21 protein-coding genes and 1 pseudogene are annotated in these 19,433 nt (G+C 60.5%); 18 read left to right on the top strand and 4 right to left on the bottom strand.

The window, feature by feature from the left end:
* Window positions 1-249 precede the first annotated feature (249 nt).
* Window positions 250-1,107 carry a hypothetical protein gene (locus tag XH89_RS40370; protein ID WP_128929800.1) on the bottom strand — a complete coding sequence of 286 codons (858 nt, stop codon included), beginning with the start codon at window positions 1,105-1,107 and terminating at the stop codon, window positions 250-252.
* A gap of 438 nt (window positions 1,108-1,545) precedes the next feature.
* Here XH89_RS40370 and XH89_RS40365 point away from each other — a divergent pair.
* The 3 genes and pseudogenes from XH89_RS40365 to XH89_RS40355 all read left to right on the top strand — a co-directional run.
* Window positions 1,546-2,384: pseudogene (locus XH89_RS40365) on the top strand (DUF2493 domain-containing protein); the annotation flags it as partial.
* An 8-nt stretch (window positions 2,385-2,392) separates the two neighbouring features.
* The gene (locus XH89_RS40360) at window positions 2,393-3,004 is read left to right on the top strand and encodes a hypothetical protein (RefSeq protein WP_308421719.1); all 612 of its coding nucleotides are present in this window, start codon (window positions 2,393-2,395) and stop codon (window positions 3,002-3,004) included.
* 554 nt (window positions 3,005-3,558) lie between these two features.
* Window positions 3,559-3,879 (top strand): DUF736 domain-containing protein, encoded by a 321-nt coding sequence (locus tag XH89_RS40355; RefSeq protein WP_128929802.1) that lies wholly within the window; start codon window positions 3,559-3,561, stop codon window positions 3,877-3,879.
* A gap of 121 nt (window positions 3,880-4,000) precedes the next feature.
* On the opposite strand, the gene XH89_RS40350 is transcribed toward XH89_RS40355, so the two are convergent.
* Window positions 4,001-5,569: an MFS transporter gene (locus XH89_RS40350; protein ID WP_232995657.1), complete on the bottom strand. Its 1,569-nt coding sequence runs from the start codon at window positions 5,567-5,569 to the stop codon at window positions 4,001-4,003.
* Between the two features lie 1,119 nt (window positions 5,570-6,688).
* Here XH89_RS40350 and XH89_RS40345 point away from each other — a divergent pair.
* Complete coding sequence (locus tag XH89_RS40345; RefSeq protein WP_128929802.1) at window positions 6,689-7,009, top strand: DUF736 domain-containing protein; 321 nt, start codon at window positions 6,689-6,691, stop codon at window positions 7,007-7,009.
* Between the two features lie 247 nt (window positions 7,010-7,256).
* Here the strand turns inward: XH89_RS40345 and XH89_RS40340 are convergent, their stop codons facing one another.
* Together XH89_RS40340 and XH89_RS40335 are read right to left on the bottom strand one after the other, a co-directional pair.
* On the bottom strand, window positions 7,257-7,538 hold the full coding sequence (locus XH89_RS40340) for a helix-turn-helix domain-containing protein (protein ID WP_128955107.1): 282 nt from the start codon (window positions 7,536-7,538) through the stop codon (window positions 7,257-7,259).
* 267 nt (window positions 7,539-7,805) lie between these two features.
* Window positions 7,806-8,054 (bottom strand): helix-turn-helix domain-containing protein, encoded by a 249-nt coding sequence (locus XH89_RS40335; RefSeq protein WP_128929805.1) that lies wholly within the window; start codon window positions 8,052-8,054, stop codon window positions 7,806-7,808.
* A gap of 143 nt (window positions 8,055-8,197) precedes the next feature.
* Between XH89_RS40335 and XH89_RS40330 the strand changes: the two genes are divergently transcribed.
* The 14 genes from XH89_RS40330 (at window position 8,198) to XH89_RS40265 (ending at window position 19,433) form a co-directional block, all read left to right on the top strand.
* Window positions 8,198-8,470, top strand: coding sequence for a DUF2285 domain-containing protein (locus tag XH89_RS40330; RefSeq protein ID WP_128929806.1), 273 nt, complete (start codon window positions 8,198-8,200; stop codon window positions 8,468-8,470).
* Between the two features lie 165 nt (window positions 8,471-8,635).
* On the top strand, window positions 8,636-8,830 hold the full coding sequence (locus XH89_RS40325; protein ID WP_128929807.1) for a transcriptional regulator domain-containing protein: 195 nt from the start codon (window positions 8,636-8,638) through the stop codon (window positions 8,828-8,830).
* 139 nt (window positions 8,831-8,969) lie between these two features.
* Window positions 8,970-9,410, top strand: a complete 441-nt coding sequence (locus XH89_RS40320) for a DUF2285 domain-containing protein (RefSeq protein WP_188637459.1) — start codon at window positions 8,970-8,972, stop codon at window positions 9,408-9,410.
* 131 nt (window positions 9,411-9,541) lie between these two features.
* Entirely contained in the window at window positions 9,542-9,823 is a 282-nt protein-coding gene (locus tag XH89_RS40315) for an AlpA family transcriptional regulator (protein ID WP_128929809.1), read from the top strand.
* 23 nt (window positions 9,824-9,846) lie between these two features.
* Complete coding sequence (locus tag XH89_RS40310) at window positions 9,847-10,728, top strand: replication initiator protein A (RefSeq protein WP_128930181.1); 882 nt, start codon at window positions 9,847-9,849, stop codon at window positions 10,726-10,728.
* 286 nt (window positions 10,729-11,014) lie between these two features.
* Window positions 11,015-11,479 (top strand): DUF2840 domain-containing protein, encoded by a 465-nt coding sequence (locus XH89_RS40305; RefSeq protein ID WP_128929810.1) that lies wholly within the window; start codon window positions 11,015-11,017, stop codon window positions 11,477-11,479.
* Window positions 11,476-11,988: a S26 family signal peptidase gene (locus XH89_RS40300; RefSeq protein ID WP_128929811.1), complete on the top strand. Its 513-nt coding sequence runs from the start codon at window positions 11,476-11,478 to the stop codon at window positions 11,986-11,988. The genes XH89_RS40305 and XH89_RS40300 overlap by 4 nt, the downstream gene beginning before the upstream one ends.
* Window positions 11,988-12,887 carry a lytic transglycosylase domain-containing protein gene (locus tag XH89_RS40295; protein ID WP_232995621.1) on the top strand — a complete coding sequence of 300 codons (900 nt, stop codon included), beginning with the start codon at window positions 11,988-11,990 and terminating at the stop codon, window positions 12,885-12,887. The genes XH89_RS40300 and XH89_RS40295 overlap by 1 nt, the downstream gene beginning before the upstream one ends.
* Window positions 12,888-13,511: 624 nt before the next feature.
* Window positions 13,512-15,269 (top strand): DUF3363 domain-containing protein, encoded by a 1,758-nt coding sequence (locus XH89_RS40290; RefSeq protein ID WP_128929812.1) that lies wholly within the window; start codon window positions 13,512-13,514, stop codon window positions 15,267-15,269.
* 43 nt (window positions 15,270-15,312) lie between these two features.
* Window positions 15,313-17,295, top strand: coding sequence for a conjugal transfer protein TraG (locus XH89_RS40285; protein WP_128955108.1), 1,983 nt, complete (start codon window positions 15,313-15,315; stop codon window positions 17,293-17,295).
* A gap of 7 nt (window positions 17,296-17,302) precedes the next feature.
* A complete protein-coding gene (locus XH89_RS40280) occupies window positions 17,303-17,731 on the top strand; it encodes a CopG family transcriptional regulator (protein ID WP_128929814.1) in 429 nt (142 codons plus the stop codon).
* Window positions 17,732-17,932: 201 nt separating this feature from the next.
* Window positions 17,933-18,853 carry a P-type conjugative transfer ATPase TrbB gene (gene trbB, locus XH89_RS40275; RefSeq protein WP_128930183.1) on the top strand — a complete coding sequence of 307 codons (921 nt, stop codon included), beginning with the start codon at window positions 17,933-17,935 and terminating at the stop codon, window positions 18,851-18,853.
* 47 nt (window positions 18,854-18,900) lie between these two features.
* Complete coding sequence (locus XH89_RS40270) at window positions 18,901-19,170, top strand: TrbC/VirB2 family protein (protein ID WP_232995658.1); 270 nt, start codon at window positions 18,901-18,903, stop codon at window positions 19,168-19,170.
* The gene (locus tag XH89_RS40265) at window positions 19,170-19,433 is read left to right on the top strand and encodes a VirB3 family type IV secretion system protein (protein WP_128929816.1); all 264 of its coding nucleotides are present in this window, start codon (window positions 19,170-19,172) and stop codon (window positions 19,431-19,433) included. The genes XH89_RS40270 and XH89_RS40265 overlap by 1 nt, the downstream gene beginning before the upstream one ends.

The following is a 19,433-nucleotide window of genomic DNA, read 5'->3' as shown; positions in this document are numbered from 1 at the left end:
CTGCGATGCGTCTCGTTTGGATGCCGAGCCACGAGATGCTTGCGGATTTCCAGGCTGTTATGGCTCAAGCCGAAGGTAAGAACTGCTGAATCGCGCGCTGTTGGCATGTGATCACCAAACAGTTGCGGGGAGACTTGATATGAATGGGCTGCTTCATCAGGTCTGACAGCTGTTTAACTGCATCGATGATCATCACTGGTCGACTCCCGGCGGACCTCCTGATGTGAGGCGGCCTAATGGGCACGTCACCTACGACTCGCTGGAGAGTTTGATTGATTGTCTCACTAGCGACGCGCCGATCAGACGAGTGACTCCTCGCCTTCCGTATTTGAAAGGAACAATCAGGCGTTGGTACGACAGCTGAACTTTGTCGTTCAAATGGGGGCGAAGAATCTTGGCATCGACCTCATCTAGGCGAGGTTGGTGCGTTTCTAGGACGGACTCGTACATACGATGCACCCATCGCCCATATTCATAATCCGGTTGTTCATCAACCGGAATGCCGGGCGCATTCTCCCGCCAGGTCTTGCTGAAGATTTCGAAGCCGGCTCCGAGATCGATAATGGTGAGGCGACCAGCCACGGCCTCAATTGCGGCGAACCTGACCGCGGCTGGGGAGCACAACGCCTTCTTCAGAGCTGTCAGATCGGCGGTTCGGTCCGAACAGTCCCAGTAGGACAAAAGCATGGATAGTGGACCTTGGCAGCCTACCAAAGTCTCAATCGGCATCTGCCTGTATCGAATGTTTGTCGCCGCTCGCTGGCAAGGCTCGCCTAGCCGCTGATTTATATATGTGACCGCTTGCGAACGAGTTGAAAACAACTTGTCGGCGAGGTCTACCGAATTTGAAATGACCATTCGCTCCACCCCAAGGTCGCTGACAAGATTGATCGCCGCAGCAACGCTGACTGGGGTGGCAGTCTCAAACCGGATTCGTATCTGTGCCGACCCGGGGCGGAACAGAGCAACTGTCACGAAACCCATATTATTGATGAGATAACTCAGGAAATCGAATTCGGTCACTGGGTAGTGTAGAAAACATTTACGCAGAGCTGAAGAACATGCGTCCCAAGCGTGGCCGCGATCGTCCAGTACGATTGTCCGCATGAGGGCCTCACGGCAAATCTGAGTGCCATTGTTTGCGCCAACTATGCGACTACAAAACATCGCGCCCGCGCGCTTGCACAGTACCGCCGGCAGCTGGCAGCTGCGAAACAAGATGCCAATCCAATGCAAGCATCAACCTGCCGAAGTTGGTAGCCCAGAATGGGCCCGCACGACGGGACCTCATTGGCTGCGGGACATTCCTACCAGGGCTGGTCATTGATCGTCTGTAGCGGTCGTGTATCAACTCGTGAATGATGAAAACGGTCGGGAAATGGTCGTCTGATACTGAAATCAGTCGCCGAACAACCCGCAGAGAGTTCTTATGCATTTCCAGTCAATATCGCTCATCCCCGACACTCACGACGATCTGATTCTAATCCCCAGGGTCGAGGCGGAGATCGCGCGATATGGCATGAATGAGAGGCTGAGTCGCGCCTATACCGTCCCTTCGACGATCAGCCCGATCCAAGGCCGCTACCGGAGACCAGGATCATTACCGGCGCTGTTGCAGACATGTTTGACGCGCTGGTTGCGTCATTGAGCGATACCCGGCTGGAGCCCGACCTCGATGATCTCCTCTGGCCGACGGTCAACCTGTTCCATCGCGCCGTCGAACGCATCGAGCGCCAGCTCGACGTCAACGAACAGGCGCAGCAGAAGAGCCAGCGCGAGCAGAACGGCTCGGAAGTGCGCTCGGTCGAGCTTGAGCGCCTAACCGCCGAGGGCATCTCGCTGATCGAGCGCCGCAACTGTCTCGAACTCTTCCGCGACCAGGCGATCGAGCGCTTCGAAGTCCACACGGGGTCTGCTTGGCGCCCACGGTCGGGATCACTGGTCAGCCATCGCACGCTCACCGCGGCGATAATCGATTCCCGCGACTTCATCGCAGCCAAGCGCCGCTCGGAAACCGAGATCATGGTGCCGCCGGGTCCGAAGATCGCCCTGACCGGTGGGCTCGACTTCAACGACTATAGCCTCGTCTGGGATCGGCTCGACAAGGTGCACGCCAAGCATCCCGACATGGTTCTGCTGCACAGCGCTTCACCGAAAGGCGCCGAGCTGATCGGCTCCAAATGGGCAACCAGCAAGTGCCACAGATCGCATTCAAACCGGATTGGACCAAACACGCCAAGGCAGCGCCCTTCAAGCGCAATGACGCGATGCTCGAACTGCTGCCGATCGGCGTCCTGCATTTCCCCGGCACGGGCATTCAGGACAACCTTGCCGATAAGGCAAAGCGGCTTGGCATTCCGGTCTGGAAGTTTGGCGGCGCGTGAGCGCCGTCTTGCCGTCAACCGACGAGTGGCGAGGCCGCACCCGCCGTAACTCCGCCTCGTTTTGTTTATACGTCGGCGGCTGGGCTGCGGTGGTGGTGGAAGGCGCGAGCGCTCACACGCGTGCCTTGGAGCCACCACCATGCTCGCCCTCGGGCTTCTTCTCAATATTGCTGGTATCGGCCTATTTGCTGGCTGATCGTTGTGCTAGCGGTCTATGCGCTGCGCTTTTTGTTGCGATCAATATCGGATTGATGGCGTTCAACAGCGGTGCGGGCATTGTCGGCGCACTGCTCGTCGGCACAGTTTGCGCTGTGCTCACACTCGCAGCCGGCCAGCTGGCCATTACCCTTAGCCGCCACGTGGCCCTGCGACTTGCAATTGCGGCCGTGTTCGTCGTTCCCGCGGCCGTTGCCGGCTATCACGTGGTGTTCGCGCTCTCACAGATCGGAGCGCCGTCGCTGGCTTGGCGCGAGGTCTTCGCATGGCTGGGCGCGGTTTGCATCGGCTCGTCAACATTCACGCGCTTGACGCTCATCTCGAAGACCCGCCCGATCGAGCCGGAAAGGACGGGCGGAGAGCCGTCCCGCCCCGTTCTCACGGCCGCGGCAAACGAGGGATGAACTTTCCGCGCTTTTGTCGTCGAACAGGTCGCAGAATAAGCACCCTCGACGATGGATGATGCTCACCAGAGCAGAGGAGGCGGACGGTCCTCTCAGAAACCTTCGAACACGTGCTGGAGATTTCCGATCCGGCACACATAGCTGCCACGGCTGGACCCGCCGCACCGCTTGACCGCTTTGCCGGGACGATGCCGCCCATTCCCGCAGATTGTTTCTCTTCCTTCCCGAACCGTTCCGACCTCTTGTGCAGAGGAACCGAAATTCGCCAAGCTTCTCCCCGGGTTTGAGGTTCAGCACGCGGACGCACGAGGCCTCTTTGATGGCTCGATCTGGCCGAAGACCGGCTGCGCCTCGATCGGCTGAGCCGCAACGCCGTTGCTGCGACTTTCTTCCCCTGGGCTCACGCCCATTCCTCGCGAGACAAGAAAGTCTCTTCAACGGCGTCCTCCGCTGCGCTTCAGCCCGCGAGCGGGTGCGTCGCCGATCGTCCTCGCCCTTGAGATCGCCATCGAGGCCGCGGTGGTCGCGGGCTCGAAACACAACGGAGAAGCAAGATGGCTAATATCGGAACTTTCAAGAAGGTCGGCAATGATTTCCAGGGCGAGATCGTCACGCTGAGCTTGCAGGCTAGGGGCGTCCGCATCGTCGCCGAGACCAACCGCTCCAACGAGAACGCGCCCAGCCACCGCATCTATGTGGGTCGGGCCGAGATCGGCGCAGCCTGGTCGAAGCGCTCCGAAGAGGGCCGCGACTACCTCTCGATCAAGCTTGACGATCCCTCCTTCAACGCGCCGATCTACGCGAGCCTGTTCGACGACGAAGGTGGCGAGGGCTACAACCTGCTCTGGTCCCGGCCGCGCAAGAACGGCGAGTGAGATCCTCCGCCAAGCCCCGCCCGGTTCGCCGGGCGGGGTAATATCTCCATCGGAGAAGCATCTCGCTAATACGCGACACTGCGGTCGCATCCGCCGGTTGTCCGCAACTGCGGGCGTCAAGCTATCCCCGAGCAAAACCCTCGATCGTGCGGCGGACACGCACTTTGCCGGGACCAACGTGGTAGTCTTTTATCACAGCGCCTTCCAGAGCTTGCTCGGCCATGGTGGAGCGGTTGCGCTGGCGCAGGTAGTCGTGCCAGGTGTGGAAGTGATAGCGCTCGATCCACGCTTCTGGGTCTGCCATGTTTTGTGCGATCGACCAACCGTAGGCGCCATTGCGCTGCCTGACGAGCCGAAGCTCTTGCATGGCCTCCCGAAAGTCCGGAGCGTTTTTCTGCTCCACCCGATATTCGATCTCGATCACCACAGGTCCGTCGCGCCCCCTGACCGGCAACCGCACCTGCGGATCTTCGAGGAGGCTTCCCTCTTCGGCACCCTCACCAACAGAAGGCATCCGCAATCGTAGGCCGACCAGAGGAGATGCCAGCATCAGCGAGGCTGCGACAAGCAGCGCTGTTTCAACGCCGGCGATGTCGGTGAGATGTCCCCACCCCCAGCTGCCTATGGCAAGACCGCCGGATGCGGCGGCCTGGTACGCCGCCAGAGACCTCGCGGCAACCCAGCGGGGTGCAGAAAGCTGTACGCCGATGTTCAAGAGCGTCCAAGACAACGTCCACCCTGTACCAGCCAGAACCAATCCGAACGCAGCCATCAACGGATTGTGGCTTAGTGCCAGAGTTGCAATACCCGCTGCCATGGACAGCGTGCAGCATCTCATGGCGGCTTCGCTACTTAAGCGCTCGCGCACCAGCGAGATATTGATCGCTCCCAAAATGGCTCCCAGGCCAAAGGCGCCCAGCATCACGCCGTAAGTTGGCGCGCCACCGAGAAGGCGATCACGTACGACCACTGGCAACAGCGCCAGGATAGCTCCGCTGACCAACCCGAATATGATCGTTCGGACCAACACGATCATAATAGGTGGCGAGTTCGTGATGTACCGGACGCCCAACAGGATGGCATGGCCGAGCCGTTCCGGTGGGAGACGCGACCGCTCACTTGCGCGCTTCCATAGATAGAGCGCGGCGATAAGTGGCACGAACGAGATCGTGTTGAATGTGAACGCGGCTACGGTCCCGGCGGAGGCCACAATGATACCCCCGACTGCCGGACCTACGCTCCGCGCGATGTTGTAGCTGATGCCATTCAACGCAACTGCGGCGGGCAGGGCTTGTGGAGGCACTTGCTCGCCCACTGCCGCCTGCCACGCGGGTCCCAACATCGCGGTGCCACAGCCTGCTGCAAAGCAGAGACCAAGCAAGAGGTCCGGCGTAAGCAATCCCAGCAAAGCGAGTACCGCCAGCGTAGCGCTGGCGGTCAGTGCAATACCGAGTGAAATCAATGCCACGATGCGCCGGTCATGCAGGTCAGCAATTGCGCCGGCCGGAATCGCAATGAGCATCACCGGCAATCCGAGAGCGGTTTGGACCAGCGCGACCTTGTCCGCTGACGATGACATTTCGGTCATAGCCCAGGCCACCCCGACTCCCTGTACCAAACTACCGAGATTTGACACCAGGCTGGCGGTCCAGATGCGGCGGAACGTGCGGTGCCGCAGAGGGGCGGTAATGCGATCGGCCTTGGCAGAGTGGAGGCGAGCTTCAAGGTCAGGCGAGGTTGGCTCAGCTTCCTCGGTCGTCGACCGCTCTTTCGGCTTGCCCGGAGCCAGGACAGGGCCGTTCAATGAGCGAAGCGAATTATCTGGACACACGAAGGTCTGCCTTTCGGCGGACCTTTTCGCGGTCCTACCGATCCCTTAGAATCACACATTATACCCATGCCCGCCGAAGAATTGCAGTGACGAAGTCCTACTTCGCGCCGGATTGCCGCACCGAGAACAAATGCCCGTGAGGCGGGATAAAACATATCTGACATGTGCAGTGGCTCGACGATGAGCTGAGGGCCGCGATATCTGGTTCTCGGCGTCCGGGGGCCGTACTGATCAGTTCTCGCAGATGTCCTGCGGTACGTGCACGCAGCACTGGCCTGGGTCATCACCTGAATGGCCTTAATCTGCAACGGTGAGGCAGCGTTCACATGGATGACGCTGCTAGGATAGACGTACTCGACTGGACGGCCGAGGCGGTGAACTACCGACTCACCCAGTTATTGCGGCCGCGATGCGCAAAGCCGGACCGTTAGGACGTTCCTCATCGTCATACAGATTTCTAAGATTGGTAGCCGACGAGGCATGATGTCGTGTGAGCAGCTTAACGGCTTGCCTATGAAGTGCTACGAACAAGCAGCACCGATTATCACGTCTCGCCCCACATAGCTCCGGCGCCGGGACGAAGCGCACCGCTTGACCGGCTTTGCGGGGACGATGCCGCCCATTCCCGCAGATTGTTTCTCTTCCTTCCCGAACCGTTCCGACCTCTTGTGCAGAGGAACCGAAATTCGCCAAGCTTCTCCCCGGGTTTGAGGTTCAGCACGCGGACGCACGAGGCCTCTTTGATGGCTCGATCTGGCCGAAGACCGGCTGCGCCTCGATCGGCTGAGCCGCAACGCCGTTGCTGCGACTTTCTTCCCCTGGGCTCACGCCCATTCCTCGCGAGACAAGAAAGTCTCTTCAACGGCGTCCTCCGCTGCGCTTCAGCCCGCGAGCGGGTGCGTCGCCGATCGTCCTCGCCCTTGAGATCGCCATCGAGGCCGCGGTGGTCGCGGGCTCGAAACACAACGGAGAAGCAAGATGGCTAATATCGGAACTTTCAAGAAGGTCGGCAATGATTTCCAGGGCGAGATCGTCACGCTGAGCTTGCAGGCTAGGGGCGTCCGCATCGTCGCCGAGACCAACCGCTCCAACGAGAACGCGCCCAGCCACCGCATCTATGTGGGTCGGGCCGAGATCGGCGCAGCCTGGTCGAAGCGCTCCGAAGAGGGCCGCGACTACCTCTCGATCAAGCTTGACGATCCCTCCTTCAACGCGCCGATCTACGCGAGCCTGTTCGACGACGAAGGTGGCGAGGGCTACAACCTGCTCTGGTCCCGGCCGCGCAAGAACGGCGAGTGAGATCCTCCGCCAAGCCCCGCCCGGTTCGCCGGGCGGGCTTTCCGCACATCGGCGCGAATTCCATGGGCTCGGAATGCGAATCTTAATTTTGCGATGGATTCAGCACTAGCCACAGGTCGGCGCCACTGAGATCGGCAAACCCCTTCGCACCGGCCTGTTACGATCAGGGCCATCTCGCTCCAAAGACGGCCCACGCGTTACACAAGCGACGTAGGCGTATATCCCGCGATTGTCGAAACAGAGGGTGTTATTTCTTCTTGCGGTCAAGTCGGGTCGATTTGCGCCCTTTAGGCAATGTTTTATGGATCGTAGCGCCCTTTGGTAATGGAAGGAATAACTCGTTGAGTTGGACACCGAGGGTGTCAGCCAACCGGTCAAGCAAATCAATCGTAGGATTTTCCAACTTCCGCTCAAGACCACTCATATACGAACGATCTATTCCCGCGTCATAAGCCAATTGCTCCTGCGGAATACCGCGATCGACGCGTATCCGGCGTATATTCCAGGCTACGAGTGCGCGAGCTTTCATTTGCGCAGGCAGCCATTTGGTGGCCCATTAAACCACTGGATATGGCCCGACTATTTAAGTAGGCTCTCGATAGAGAGACCGTTCAGCACGCCATCACCAGAACATCCCGTGTCTCCCAAGGAGGTTGCTGGCGCAGCTGAAACGGTAAGACTTTTGTAGGCCGTTGGAGCCGTCGACGTGCGAACAGTGCTGTCCGAACCATCGTCGCACCTGTGGGAAGCGTCCTACCCTCACTTGGGGCAGGTGCTTTGGCTTTTTCGGAAACAGTTACTTCCGCTTGGCCAGTTTTCCTTCGTTTCGCGCCTCCTCGTCCGGCGCGATGAGATCAACCGGAGTGACGCCCAACGCACTGGCGAGCTGGAACAGGCTTACGACGGTTGGATTGCGGCGGCCGCGTTCCAAGTCGCTGATGTATTGTTGAGTAAAGCCGGACAGGTCGGCGAACTTCTCCTGCGTAAAGCGCTTTTGCTTCCGCAGCTTTGCGAAATTCCGGCCGACCAACTTGCGCATGTCCATTCGCGCAAGTTGCGTCTTACATACTATGAGGTTTATCTCCTATAGTATGTATCTGCACCGACCCCGGAATACGACTAAAATGAGACCGCTCGTCAATCGCGCGTCCAGGAACCTTGCAATTATTCGATGTTTGTTGTCAGCCCATGACCAAGTTCAACTTAAATCCCGAAGTGGCCGATGCCCCTCCCGCTGGGGACGCCATGACCTCCTACGACGAACAGCATGTCGTAACCTACATGCGCCTTCTGCAGGCGGAGAGCGAGGGGGCCGATTGGTCCGAGGTCGCTCGGATCGTGTTGCACATCGACTCCGATCGCGAGCCGGAGCGTGCGCGTACTGCATACCAGACACATGTTCAGCGCGCGAAGTGGTTGACCGAACAGGGACGTCTGTTGCGCGGACCTAGATCAACCTAGAATAGTTTTCTAGACGGCTTTGGTTCTGACGACACCTTTTTCTCGGCACTCGGGCGTGGTGACTCACGTGCACCACGTGGTGACAAGCTGGCATCTTTTCCCAAAGGCCTGTTCGCAGCTATTGCGCCGTCATCGTTGTTAGCTCTTTGCAATGAGGCGGATGTTATGGCCCAAGTCGATTGGCGCTCCCCGGACTCCTACGACTACCTGAATAATGCTGACCCCACTGATATCGCTTGGGAGTTCGTGCGTCGCAATCCTGAATACCAACGTGACTACCAGGCTGTGATCGCCAAGAGCCCGACGGGTGAAGTCACCGAGGAATTCAGGAGGAAGTGGGGCATCTGCTTTCGCCCATGACCCGCAGCGGTCCTTTGATCAACAGACAATCTTTTGGGCGCCCGAGGCGCTGCCGGATGTCGTCCCGGTTGCGGTAACGACGTCAGGCGCTGACCCGAGTGCGCCAGATCTACCTCTATTCAACGTCTCGACGGCCGAAATGCGTCGCGCCGCTGATGGGTGGCACGCCGTGCTGCGCATCGGGACCGTGAACCACCGTGTCTGGTTGAAGGATGAACCTTCCATTGGTCATCGCTATGCCGCCAAACTTCCCTTCGATGAGAACTTGCCGCCGCGAGCGCATGCAGCTCGCAGATTGTGGCGCGCGCTCAACGGACGCGCGGCAGGCCCCGCTTTCCACGAACTTTCCAAACAGCGCCGGGATCGCCTAAGGCAAGTCGCGCGTGCGCTCGACGCACGTCATGCCGGTAGCAGCTATCGTGTGATCGCGTTGGCACTGCTTGGAAAGAAAAGCGTCCCAAAGCAAGCCTGGAAGACCCACGATTCCCGTAGCCTCATCATCCGTCTGGTACACGACGGCTTCTCCTTGATGCGGGGCGGCTATTGCAGGCTTCTGCGCTCCGGGCGCAGGAACAAATAGCCTCATCGCGGGGGTGTCGAAACATGCACCCCCGATCTTCGGCATCCCCCTCCGAAGCCCTGCTTCTCCAAGATGACCACACCCACGCCGGCGCCCTCATGGGTGGTGCGCCGCCATCTTGGAGCTCTCAAATGCCCGATCCGACCGCCGGACTTCCTCCGCGTTTCCTGCGCACTCCCGAGGCTGCACGCTACCTCGGCCTGTCTGGCCGCACGCTGGAAAAACATCGCACTTACGGTACCGGGCCGACCTACCGGAAGATCGGCGGCCGCGTCGTCTACGCCTTGGACGACCTGAAAGCGTGGGCCGATCTCGGCGCCAAAACGTCCACTTCTGACCCTGGCAAAGACACGGTGCTGCCGGCCAAAAAGCATTCGCAACTACGTCGTTATGCCGGCCAGGAACACCGCTGATGGTCGCTCTGAAGGCAATCATCATGCGACGCATTCAGCAAGCCGACCGCCATCAGCTTGAGCTTTTCCGCGCCCTGCCGGGAGATCTTGCTCCACGCGATGCGCAGGATCTGATGGCTTATCCATTCTTTTCGCTGGCTAAGACCAAAAGGATCGTGCCCATCGATTTCTGCGCCGGAACAACCTCAATCCGCGTCGAAGCTGTCCCGGAGCACGGCATGGCAACGATCTGGGACGCCGACGTCCTGATTTGGGCTGCCTCCCAGATCGTCGAAGCTCGCGATGCCGGTCTGAAAACATCACGCCTGATAGCCGCAACGCCATATGAGATTCTGACGTTCGTCGGCCGCGGCACCAGCGCACGCGACTACGACCGGCTGAAGGCAGGTCTTGACAGACTTCAGTCAACGACCGTGCTGACCTCGATCCGTCAACCCGCAGAACGGCGGCGGCACCGCTTCTCCTGGATTAACGAGTGGAAGGAAGCCGCTGATGCATATGGCAGACCATTTGGGATCGAACTGATCCTGCCAGATTGGTTCTATGCCGGCGTGATCGATGACGCTCTCGTTCTGACGATCGACCGCGCCTATTTCGACCTGACAGGTGGCCTTGAGCGCTGGCTTTACCGGCTGGTGCGCAAGCACGGCGGCCGGCAGCGCGGCGGCTGGAGCTTCGACCTTGCCCATCTTCATGCCAAGTCCGGCAGCCTCTCGCCGCTCAAGCATTTTGCCTACGACGTTCGACAGATTGTCCAGCGGCAGACATTGCCGGGCTATCGGCTCGTCCTCACGCGCGATCCAAACGGCCGCGAGCGGCTGAACTTCGCCTCGATCCCAAACCTTCCCGTTACGGCGCGCCTGTCGGCGCGTCGTTCGGGACCAATTTCAGGGGACAACCTGTGAATCAGCTCGTGCTATCGGGGACCGCAACCCTCGTGCCATCAGGGACCAGATCATCGTGCTATCGGGGACCGAAAGCGAACCTAAAGGCTTGTGAACGCGCGCTTTCCTGGCCCCCTAACTTTACTAACCAGAAATCCTTCGGATTTCTTCTAACGGAACTCGCTGTTGCCCACATTGTGGAAGAGCGGCAGTGGCACGGACGGTCGAGCTGCCTTCAGGTTCAAATCCCGCAATCGTCCGTCCTCATCACTAGCCGTTGGCTTTTCGAGCTTCCGGGAGAGACAGCATGAGCGATCTCACCGAGGTGGAAGTGCTGTGGCTGGAGAAGCGGATCGAGAACCGGGTTCGATTTGGCCGCAATGTCGAGGAACGGAAGCTCGATCGCCATCGTCGCGTCCTGGCATTTGCTCCAGGCAGCATCTTTGCGTTCGTTCGTTGGACGTCGAATGATTTCGGGACGGTGATTTCGCGCATTGATATCCTGCGTGCCGTCGCCGCGGGTCAGCGCTGCTCGACCGTGCCCTATGTGAAGCCAGGAGGCGACATTCTGCTTCGCCTTTCTGGCTGGCCGAAGGTCGAGCGCGTGCTGCAGATGATCGATGCCGTCGAGGCACTTGGTATCGATCCGGCTGATGTCGCCCCAGATCATTGGCAGCATGTCCACAACCGTCTTTCCGTCAATGAAAGCCCACGTCCCTACACGAAAGCTCGCCATCAGGCCTGGCTTCGCCGGCGGAGGATCATCCGATGAGAGGGCGGATGATGACGCTGCTTGCGATGTGCGGGGCTGCCGCAGCGATCGCCGTAACCATCGTGGAAGGGCGAACGCCGGCCTTCATCTGGAATGCATCGCCGAGCGTGCCCATCGGCCTTTACCGCCTGCGTTCCGCAGAGACTTTGTATGTCACGGAGCTGGTTGCGGTTCAGCCGCCTGAACCGCTGGCGAGCTTCCTCGACCTGAAGGGCTATTTGCCGCTCGGCCTTCCTATGCTCAAACGTATCCTCGCGCTCCCCGGGCAGACGGTTTGCAGAACAGGCCTCGCCATCTCGGTGGACAACATTGCTATGGGTGAGGCGCGTGAGCGTGACGGCCGCGGCCGTCCGCTGCCAGACTGGCAGGGCTGCCGCGTCGTCGGGCCGGCCGAGCTCTTTCTCATGAACTGGCAATCGGATGAGTCCTTCGACGGCCGGTATTTTGGCTTTCTTCCAGCCGCAGCCGTGATCGGCCGTGCGGACCCGGTGTGGACCTCGGAGGAGTGATGAGGTGTGTTCGTCATATTCATTTCACCATGCGCTTGTTCGATGGACCGCAAGGCCCTTTCTCCATTCCGGCTCCTCCATGCAAAGGCGATGTTAGGGAGGAACACCTCCCGCTGCTGAATGGCGCGCACAAAGGCTTTCTCCATCGGGAAGAGGCGCGCAGGAGGACGTACCTGGCACAGTTTGGCGCGCGCCTGTTCGCTGCACCCTTCCTGTTGCTCGTGCTCGCGCTTTGCAGTGCTTCGGTCGCCGAGGAGACAGCAACAGGGGCGGAGCACGAAGGGGCCCAGCCATTCGAAACCTTCATCATCGAAGCTTCACAGCGTTTTTCCATTCCAGTCTCCTGGATTGTCGAGGTGATGGCTGTCGAAAGCACTGGAGACGTTCGTGCCAGATCGCCCAAAGGCGCCATGGGGCTGATGCAGCTCATGCCCGACACCTGGGCCGAATTGCGCCGCCGGCACGCCCTCGGCAGCGATCCGTTCGACCCCCGTGACAACATCCTGGCAGGAACGGCGTATCTGCGTGAAATGCTCGACCGCTTCGGACCGAACGGCGTATTTGCTGCCTATCACGCAGGACCGCTGCGCTATCAGGAGCATCTTGCCGGGCGTCCATTGCCTGTCGAAACCCAAGCCTATGTGAAGAGGCTTGGGTCCGTGCTGGACGTCGATCAGCAACCGACCTGGAAGGCTGGCGTCACGTCATCAGCATCGTCGCTGCTCATTCCGCAGTCAACTCATAAGCCAACTGACATGCCGAGAACGGACGACCGGTCGATAAGGATTGTGCCTTCGGCAGACATCATGAACGCTATCTCCTCGCGAGATATTCTGCGGATCGTTCCAAGCTCGACTGGTCTATTCGTGGCGCGGACCGATTCTCGCACCATGCAATGATCAGAAGCGCGGTTGCGGAGCGGAACACATGTCAGCGAGCGATCGGCGAGAAGTGAGAGGGGCGGAGGTGAACGACCGTAAGCGTCCGGCATCTGCATACGGCATATGGGCGATGCCTTCGGCCCGCGCTCTACTCGTCGCTTCGCTCCTCACCGAGCCACCCTATGGGTGTCTCGGCCCTTCGGGTAACGATCGCTATCGCAAGCGCTCGCAAACAGTGTGCGCTTCGCAAACTAACTGCCACGTCGCGGCTGTTTTTTTCCCAATGAATCGGCCACCAGCCGACGTGTTTCTGCAGGCGCTGTTGGAGGATCCACCACAATGAATCCCAACTGCTCTTTGCCGTAAATCTCCCTCCTTTGCAGGCGAAAAGGCAGGAGATTTGTCTGCTGATCCGTGGACCAGCAGACGAAATGTTCGTCAACTAGAGGAAGGAAGAGCGAGTAACAAAGAACGACGGGCTAGGGCAAGATAAAAGCGGCTCGCCCGTCGAACGCCAAGCCATTGCCATGGCTTGGGTTCTGGCGTGCCGATCGGTCGTGGCGCGTGCCGCGCTTTGAACATTCACAAGCAAATTCAATGCATCTTTCGGTACTGACTAAGATTTACGAGGAAAGAACGACCGTGAATACCAAGGACAGCGAACTTCACATCCGGCCCGGCCGCATCCGCAGCACGCGCGCGCCCAAGGCCAAGAGCTTCTTCAATCAGGTACTGCAAGCGGCGCAGAAGGCGGGCCACACCTCCGCCTCCTCGATGAGCCGCGGAGGACGCGTCGGGCGCTCGACGTTCGGCCGCGGCCGGCTCCAGTTTGCCCGCAACCGTCTGTTTAGCGCTGCGCGCCGCGTGACCGTGAAGGCGCGGGTCGCGCGGCATAAGGGATTGGCATTCGGCTCGGCATCACTCGCGGCGCATATCTCGTACCTCCGGCGCGATGGCGTGACCCGCAGCGGCGAGAGAGCCTCGCTGTTTGACGCCGAACGCGAAGAGGTTGATGGCAGCGCCTTCGCCGAGCGTTGCAAGGGCGATCGGCATCATTTTCGATTCATCATCGCACCCGAGGACGGGGGCGAGATGAGCGATCTGAAAGCGTTCACGCGCGATCTCGCCAGGCAGATGAAGGCGGACCTCGGCACACGGCTCGACTGGGTCGCCGTCGATCACTGGAACACGGACAATCCACACATTCACCTGCTTGTTCGCGGGGTCAGCGACAACGTTGAGGACCTCGTGATCTCCCGCGACTATATCAGCCAGGGACTACGCTCTCGCGCGGAAGAGCTGGCATCCATCGAGCTCGGGCCCAAAGCCGAGCACGAGATCCGCAGGGCTCTCGAACGCGAAGTCTTCGCCGAAAGATGGACACGGCTCGACCGCGAGATCCGTCTGGCTGCCGACGAGACCGGCTATCTCGACCTGCGGCCCGATCGGGAAGGGATATCTGACCCCGAAATCCGCCGCCTTATGATCGGGCGCCTTCAGCATCTGCAAAAGATGGGCCTTGCCTCATCGGCGGTACCCGGTGAGTGGATGGTGGGTTTGGACGCAGAACCCCATCTCAGAGACCTTGCAATTCGGGGCGATATCATCAAGACCATGCATCAAGCGATGACAGAGCGGGGACAGGAACGAAGTCTCTCGGAATTCGCCGTTACGGGGGAAAGAACGACCGCACCGATTATCGGGCGATTATTGGCAACCGGGCTACACGACGAGCTCACCGGCGAAGCCTATGCGCTCATTGATGCGACCGACGGACGGCTCCATCACGTCCGCTTTCGTGGTCTTGAGGCATTCGAACAGGCGCCCCCCATTGGCGGCATTGTCGAAGTCAGGCAGTTCGGTGGGATGGACGAGCAGCGGCCGACGCGCGTGCTCGCCAATCGCTCGGATTTCGATCTTCCCGCGCAAATAGGTGCGCCGGGAGCAACCTGGCTCGACCACCGACTGGTCGAGCGCGATTCGATGCCGCTCGCCTTGGGCGGCTTCGGGCGGGAGGCTCGGCAAGCGATGCAGGCGCGAGCCGAACATCTTGCAGAAGCAGGGCTCGCACACCGAGCGGGAGGGCGCATCATCCTGCAACGCGATCTCCTCAATACGCTGCGGCGCCGGGAGCTAGAGGCGGCCGGTGCCGAAATCGCGGCCGAGACCGGCTTGCCTCACGCGCAAGCCGCAGTCGGTGAGCAGGTCGCAGGAACATACCGAAAGAGCCTGTCCCTCACGTCGGGCCGCTTTGCATTGATCGACAATGGGCTTGGCTTTCAACTCGTCCCCTGGACGCGCGAACTGGAAAAACGCCTCGGCCAGCATGTGACGGGAAGCGTTAGGGATGGCGGTGGGATCGAGTGGAGTTTCGGCCGCAAGCGCGACCTCGGTCTTTGATTTCCTTGGCCAGAGCGTCATTCAGCGAAGGAGAGCCTTGTCGATGTCCGGAACCAAGATCTTGTGGGGGCAGCTCGTGGCTGTCGGCGCGATCGTCCTGCTCACGATCTGGAGCGCGACGGAGTGGACGGCCTGGCGCTTGGCCTTCCAACCCGAGCTCGGTCTGCCCTGGTTCAAGATGTATGGATTTGCGGTCTATTACCCGCCCGAGTTCTTCTGGTGGTGGTTCGTGTTCGACGCCTATGCACCTGACGTATTCACCGAGGGCGCCTACATCGCCGCCTCTGGAAGCTTTCTCTCCATCGCCGTGGCCATCGCCATGTCTGTCTGGCGCGCCCGGGAGGCCAAGGACGTTGCCACCTATGGCTCGGCCCGATGGGCCAAGCTTGAGGAGGTGAGGGCGGGAGGTTTGCTGAGCGCGGACGGGGTTGTGCTTGGCCGACTGGAGAAGAACGACCTGCGTCACGATGGGCCCGAGCACGTCCTCTGCTTTGCTCCAACGAGGTCCGGCAAGGGCGTCGGGCTCGTCGTCCCCTCGCTGCTGACATGGCCGCACTCGGCCATCGTGCACGACATCAAGGGTGAGAACTGGCAGCTCACAGCCGGGTTTCGGTCGAAGCACGGCCGTGTGCTGCTGTTCGATCCGACCAATGCCAGATCATCAGCCTATAATCCGCTTCTGGAGGTCCGGCGCGGGGAGTGGGAGGTCAGGGACGTCCAGAACGTCGCAGATGTGCTCGTAGACCCCGAGGGCTCGCTCGACAAGCGGAACCATTGGGAGAAAACCAGTCATTCCCTGCTCGTCGGGGCAATCCTTCACGTCCTCTATGCCGAGCCCAATAAGACGCTCGCCGGCGTCGCCGCTTTTCTATCGGATCCCAAGCGGCCGATCGAAACGACGCTGAACGCGATGATGACGACAGCACACCTCAAGGACCAGGGGCCGCATCCGGTCGTCGCCTCTACGGCAAGAGAGCTGCTGAACAAATCCGAGAATGAACGCTCGGGTGTGCTTTCGACAGCGATGTCCTTCCTCGGACTTTATCGGGATCCCGTCGTCGCCGAAGTGACAAGCCGCTGCGATTGGCGGATCGCCGACCTTATCGCAGACAACTGCCCCACCACGCTCTACCTGGTCGTGCCGCCCTCGGATATTTCGCGAACCAAGCCACTAGTCCGCTTGATCCTCAACCAAATCGGGCGGCGGATCACCGAGGACCTTCAGGATAAGGATCGCCGTCACCGCGTGTTGCTGATGCTGGATGAATTTCCAGCTTTGGGACGACTTGATTTTTTCGAGTCGGCACTGGCTTTCATGGCCGGCTACGGCATCAAGGCGTTCCTCATTGCCCAGTCGCTCAACCAGATCGAGAAGGCCTACGGCCCGAATAACGCGATCCTAGACAACTGTCATGTCCGGGTAAGCTTTGCGACCAATGATGAGCGCACCGCAAGGCGCGTCTCCGATGCGCTAGGCACGGCAACCGAAATACGCTCCATGAAGAACTACGCCGGCCATCGGCTCAACCCATGGCTCGGCCATCTCATGGTCTCTCGCCAAGATACCGCGCGGCCGCTTCTGACCCCGGGAGAGGTCATGCAGCTGCCGCCGTCAGAGGAGATCGTGATGGTGGCAGGCACTCCTCCAATCCGTGCGAGAAAAGTGCGCTACTACGAGGATGAGCGATTTGCCGAGCGCGTACTTCCCCCGCCAGATCCCGTCAAGATCCGAAGGTCTTCTCGCGCCGACAGCTGGTCAGGGCTGAAGGCCGCTATTCCCGATAAGACGCCCGCGGACATTGGCGGTGGCGACGCTGACACGGCCAATGGCGGACTGCGGCGAGAGCCCGAGCTTCCGGATCACCTCGCCATCGTTAAGGAAACGACGGAGGTCGCGCCGGCCGAGGAATTCGCCGTGCTGGAAGACGACGAAGATGCCGCGCGCCAGTCGCGCCTGCTGCGGCAGAAGATGCGCGGCGTTGCGCGGCAAGCCGCACTCGACCCGAATGATGGCATTGAATTGTGAGAAGATCATGCGCAACCGCATGAACGTCTACTTCCCTCCAGAGCTGTTGGCACAGATCACGGAACTTGCCGATCGAAAAAACATCTCACGCTCTGCAATCGTCGAGGCGGCAGTCAGCTCGTTCCTGTCCCCAGATGGCTCGGACCGGCGGGAAGCCGCCTTTTCGCGTCGTCTCGACAGGATATCGCGCCAAATGCAACGCCTCGAACGCGACCTCGGACTTACCGCTGAAACTCTGGCTCTGTTCGTGCGGTTCTGGTTGACAGTCACGCCCCCGCTTCCCTCCGACGCCCAGGCTGCCGCCCAAGCCAAGGGGCGTGAGCGCTTCGAGGGTTTTGTCGAGACGCTCGGCCGTCGCCTGCAAAAGGGGCAGAGTTTTCTGCGCGAGATTCCCGAAGATATCGTTCGGCAGCCGGCGGACGGAGACAGCAACTGACATCGGTTGTTGAGGCTTTGCGCCAATGTTTCTCTTTCTACGCTAGCCTACGATCCGACGAGCCACGTTGTTGCGTCATCTTCCATCGTGGTTTTTCTAATCGTCCCCATCTGAGGCGCTCGTGGGGGGCGCTCTCAAGCGAATGGGGCTCTCGTGATAATCCAGTCGGCTCAAGCGGAGGCGATCTCGCGCGGCGCGCGCATGCTGCGCAGCGCGCTCGGGCCTGCGGTCGCGCGCTATCTCGAAGACGATGCCGTCATCGAAGTGATGCTCAATCCCGATGGGCGGCTCTGGATCGACCGCCTGTCCGGCGGTTTGGAGGATACCGGCCAGCAGCTGTCACCTGCGGACGGGGAGCGCATCATTCGGCTGGTCGCGCATCATGTCGGTGCAGAGGTCCATGGAGCTGCTCCCCGGATCTCGGCCGAGCTGCCGGAAACCGGAGAGCGGTTCGAGGGATTGTTGCCGCCGGTCGTGGCTCGGCCGACCTTTGCGATCCGAAAGCCAGCGGTCGCTGTCTTTACGCTCGACGATTACGTCGCCGCCGGGATCATGCGCGCCGGTCAAGCCGCGATGCTGCGGGACGCCGTTGCCGGGCGACAGAACATCCTCGTCGCGGGCGGCACGTCGACAGGCAAGACCACGCTGACCAATGCGCTGCTGGTGGAGGTTGCCAAGACCTCCGACCGGGTCGTTCTGATCGAAGATACCAGGGAGCTGCAATGCCTGGCAGCAAACCTCGTGTCTCTGCGAACCAAGGACGGCGTGGTCTCGCTGTCTGACCTCGTGCGCTCTTCACTTCGGCTGCGGCCGGATCGAATTCCAATCGGTGAGGTCCGAGGCGCGGAGGCGCTCGATCTCCTCAAGGCCTGGGGCACGGGGCATCCCGGCGGCATCGGCACGATCCACGCAGGTTCTGCGCTCGGGGCGCTACGTCGCCTGGAGCAGCTCATCCAGGAGGCGGTCGTCACCGTCCCGCGCGCGCTCATTGCCGAGACCATCAATGTCATCGCCGTCCTTTCGGGGCGCGGCGCCGATCGCCGCCTTGCCGAGCTCGCCCGCGTCGAGGGCATCAGTGCGGGCGGCGACTACAGTCTTTCACCAGCAGGAGATCTCAAGTGAACCATCGCCTCCAGACTTCGCAAGCTTTCACCCTGGCCTTGATTGCCATGACCACGACCGCTACCCCCGTCATGGCCGCCGGCTCCAACATGCCCTGGGAGCAGCCGCTCAACCAGATTCTGCAATCGGTCGAGGGGCCTGTCGCCAAGATCATCGCGGTCATCATCATCGTGGTCACAGGCTTGACGCTGGCCTTCGGCGATTCGTCCGGCGGCTTTCGCCGGCTGATCCAGATCGTCTTCGGCCTGTCGATTGCCTTTGCGGCTTCGAGTTTCTTCCTGTCGTTCTTCTCGTTTGGCGGCGGCGTGGTGATCTGATGCAGGAGGGCGTCGCAGGCTTCCTCGTGCCGGTGCATCGCGCATTGACCGAACCGATCCTGATGGGCGGAGCGCCGAGAGCTGTTGCGATCGTCAATGGCACGCTCGCAGCGGCACTTGGATTGGGATTGCGCCTGTGGATCGCGGGCCTGCTGCTCTGGGCGCTCGGCCACGCCGCAGCTGTATGGGCCGCAAAGCGCGATCCCGCTTTCGTCGAGGTCGTACACCGCCACCTGCGAATTCCCGCTCATTTCGATCTTTAG

The organism is Bradyrhizobium sp. CCBAU 53340 (assembly GCF_015291645.1).
Classification (GTDB): domain Bacteria; phylum Pseudomonadota; class Alphaproteobacteria; order Rhizobiales; family Xanthobacteraceae; genus Bradyrhizobium.
This window is presented reverse-complemented; position numbering and strand designations above follow the sequence as displayed.

What these genes read in the sequence shown, in the direction of transcription:
- XH89_RS40370 (WP_128929800.1), bottom strand. Translation starts at nt 1,107, where the DNA reads ATGCGGACAATCGTACTGGACGATCGCGGCCACGCTTGGGACGCATGT.
- XH89_RS40355 (WP_128929802.1), top strand. Translation starts at nt 3,559, where the DNA reads ATGGCTAATATCGGAACTTTCAAGAAGGTCGGCAATGATTTCCAGGGC.
- XH89_RS40345 (WP_128929802.1), top strand. Translation starts at nt 6,689, where the DNA reads ATGGCTAATATCGGAACTTTCAAGAAGGTCGGCAATGATTTCCAGGGC.
- XH89_RS40340 (WP_128955107.1), bottom strand. Translation starts at nt 7,538, where the DNA reads ATGAAAGCTCGCGCACTCGTAGCCTGGAATATACGCCGGATACGCGTC.
- XH89_RS40335 (WP_128929805.1), bottom strand. Translation starts at nt 8,054, where the DNA reads ATGGACATGCGCAAGTTGGTCGGCCGGAATTTCGCAAAGCTGCGGAAG.
- XH89_RS40330 (WP_128929806.1), top strand. Translation starts at nt 8,198, where the DNA reads ATGACCAAGTTCAACTTAAATCCCGAAGTGGCCGATGCCCCTCCCGCT.
- XH89_RS40325 (WP_128929807.1), top strand. Translation starts at nt 8,636, where the DNA reads ATGGCCCAAGTCGATTGGCGCTCCCCGGACTCCTACGACTACCTGAAT.
- XH89_RS40320 (WP_188637459.1), top strand. Translation starts at nt 8,970, where the DNA reads ATGCGTCGCGCCGCTGATGGGTGGCACGCCGTGCTGCGCATCGGGACC.
- XH89_RS40315 (WP_128929809.1), top strand. Translation starts at nt 9,542, where the DNA reads ATGCCCGATCCGACCGCCGGACTTCCTCCGCGTTTCCTGCGCACTCCC.
- XH89_RS40310 (WP_128930181.1), top strand. Translation starts at nt 9,847, where the DNA reads ATGCGACGCATTCAGCAAGCCGACCGCCATCAGCTTGAGCTTTTCCGC.
- XH89_RS40305 (WP_128929810.1), top strand. Translation starts at nt 11,015, where the DNA reads ATGAGCGATCTCACCGAGGTGGAAGTGCTGTGGCTGGAGAAGCGGATC.
- XH89_RS40300 (WP_128929811.1), top strand. Translation starts at nt 11,476, where the DNA reads ATGAGAGGGCGGATGATGACGCTGCTTGCGATGTGCGGGGCTGCCGCA.
- XH89_RS40295 (WP_232995621.1), top strand. Translation starts at nt 11,988, where the DNA reads ATGAGGTGTGTTCGTCATATTCATTTCACCATGCGCTTGTTCGATGGA.
- XH89_RS40285 (WP_128955108.1), top strand. Translation starts at nt 15,313, where the DNA reads ATGTCCGGAACCAAGATCTTGTGGGGGCAGCTCGTGGCTGTCGGCGCG.
- XH89_RS40280 (WP_128929814.1), top strand. Translation starts at nt 17,303, where the DNA reads ATGCGCAACCGCATGAACGTCTACTTCCCTCCAGAGCTGTTGGCACAG.
- trbB (WP_128930183.1), top strand. Translation starts at nt 17,933, where the DNA reads ATGCTGCGCAGCGCGCTCGGGCCTGCGGTCGCGCGCTATCTCGAAGAC.
- XH89_RS40270 (WP_232995658.1), top strand. Translation starts at nt 18,901, where the DNA reads ATGACCACGACCGCTACCCCCGTCATGGCCGCCGGCTCCAACATGCCC.
- XH89_RS40265 (WP_128929816.1), top strand. Translation starts at nt 19,170, where the DNA reads ATGCAGGAGGGCGTCGCAGGCTTCCTCGTGCCGGTGCATCGCGCATTG.